This window comes from Streptomyces sp. AB3(2024) (assembly GCF_041862025.1).
Classification (GTDB): Bacteria; Actinomycetota; Actinomycetes; order Streptomycetales; family Streptomycetaceae; genus Streptomyces.
In genome coordinates this window covers 1-2,094 of the sequence record NZ_JBGWAB010000289.1, presented here as the reverse complement: position 1 = coordinate 2,094, position 2,094 = coordinate 1, and the positions used below count along the sequence as shown (strand labels likewise).

The 2,094-nt window shown below is 74.6% G+C and carries 1 protein-coding gene; it reads left to right on the top strand.

The genetic code is table 11. The features are described 5' to 3' along the window. The first annotated feature begins 2 nt into the window (after positions 1-2). A complete protein-coding gene (gene shc, locus ACEPPI_RS40365) occupies positions 3-1,970 on the top strand; it encodes a squalene--hopene cyclase (RefSeq protein WP_373920220.1) in 1,968 nt (655 codons plus the stop codon). Positions 1,971-2,094 lie beyond the last annotated feature (124 nt).

The following is a 2,094-nucleotide window of genomic DNA, read 5'->3' as shown; positions in this document are numbered from 1 at the left end:
CGATCTCGCCCGGGGGGCCGCCCGGGGGCGGGCCCGGCGGCCCGCCGCGCGGTGTCCGGGAGGCCACCGACAAGGCCGTCCGCGCGCTGCTGGAGCGCCAGGACCCGGCCGGGTGGTGGAAGGGCGACCTGGAGACCAACGTCACCATGGACGCCGAGGACCTGCTGCTGCGGCAGTTCCTCGGCATCCGGGACGAGGCCACCACGCGCGCCGCCGCCCTCTTCATCCGGGGCGAACAGCGCGAGGACGGGACGTGGGCCACCTTCCACGGCGGACCGCCCGAACTCTCCGCCACCATCGAGGCGTACGTCGCCCTGCGCCTCGCCGGGGACGACCCCGGAGCCCCGCACATGACCCGCGCCTCGGCCTGGATCCGGGCCCACGGCGGGATCGCCGCCGCCCGGGTGTTCACCCGGATCTGGCTCGCCCTGTTCGGCTGGTGGAACTGGGACCACCTGCCCGAACTCCCGCCCGAGCTGGTCTTCCTGCCCTCCTGGGTGCCGCTGAACATCTACGACTTCGGCTGCTGGGCCCGCCAGACCATCGTCCCGCTCACCGTCGTCTCGGCCCTGCGGCCCGTCCGCCCGGCCCCCTTCGCGCTCGACGAGCTGCACACCGACGCGCGCAACCCCTTCCCGGCCAAGCCGGCCGCTCCGCTGGCCACCTGGGAAGGGGCCTTCCAGCGCATGGACAAGGCCCTGCACGCCTACCGGCGGTTCGCCCCGGGCCGGCTGCGCAAGGCCGCCATGACGGCCGCCGGCCGCTGGATCGTCGAGCGCCAGGAGAACGACGGCTGCTGGGGCGGGATCCAGCCACCCGCGGTGTACTCCGTCATCGCCCTGCACCTGCTCGGCTACGACCTGGGGCACCCGGTGATGCGGGCCGGACTGGAGTCCCTCGACCGGTTCGCGGTCTGGCGCGAGGACGGCGCCCGGATGATCGAGGCCTGCCAGTCCCCGGTGTGGGACACCTGCCTCGCCGCGATCGCCCTCGCCGACGCCGGGGTGCGCCCCGACCACCCCGCCCTGGTCAAGGCCGCCGACTGGATGCTCGGCGAGGAGATCCGGCGCAGCGGCGACTGGGCCGTGCGCCGCCCCGGGCTCGAACCGGGCGGCTGGGCCTTCGAGTTCCACAACGACAACTACCCGGACATCGACGACACCGCCGAAGTCGTCCTGGCCCTGCGCCGCATCCACCACCCCGAACCGGCGAAGGTCGAGGCCGCCATCGCCCGCGGGGTGTCCTGGAACCTCGGCATGCAGTCGAAGAACGGCGCCTGGGGCGCCTTCGACGCCGACAACACCAGCCCCTTCCCCAACCGGCTGCCCTTCTGCGACTTCGGCGAGGTCATCGACCCGCCCTCGGCCGACGTCACCGCCCACGTCGTCGAGATGCTCGCCTTCGAGGGCAAGGCCGCCGACCCCCGTACCCGACGCGGCATCGCCTGGCTGCTCGCCGAACAGGAGCCGGAAGGAGCCTGGTTCGGACGCTGGGGAACCAACTACGTCTACGGCACGGGCTCGGTGGTCCCGGCCCTCACCGCCGCCGGCACCGCCCCCTCGCACCCCGCGATCCGGCGGGCCGTGGGCTGGCTGGAATCCGTACAGAACGAGGACGGCGGCTGGGGCGAGGACCAGCGTTCCTACCAGGACCGTTCATGGGCCGGGAAGGGCGCCTCCACCGCCTCCCAGACCGCCTGGGCGCTGATGGCGCTGCTGTCGGCGGGGGAGCGCGACGGCGGGGCCGTCGAGCGGGGACTGGCGTACCTGGTCGGGACCCAGCGCCCGGACGGGACCTGGGACGAGCCGTACTTCACCGGCACCGGCTTCCCCTGGGACTTCTCCATCAACTACCACCTCTACCGGCAGGTGTTCCCGCTCACCGCCCTGGGCCGCTACCTCCACGGAGAACCCTTCGGCCCGGACGGTCCGCGCACGGGCGGGGCGCACCGGCCGGCCGGAGGGGCGTGATGGCCGCCGGAGCGCCACCGCCCCGGCCCCCGCTGCTGATCGCCTGCGCCCTGCGCATCGAGCAGGCCGCCCTGCGCAGCGCGGGCCGCGGCGGCGCACCGGAGGGGGCGCTGCTGCGCACCGG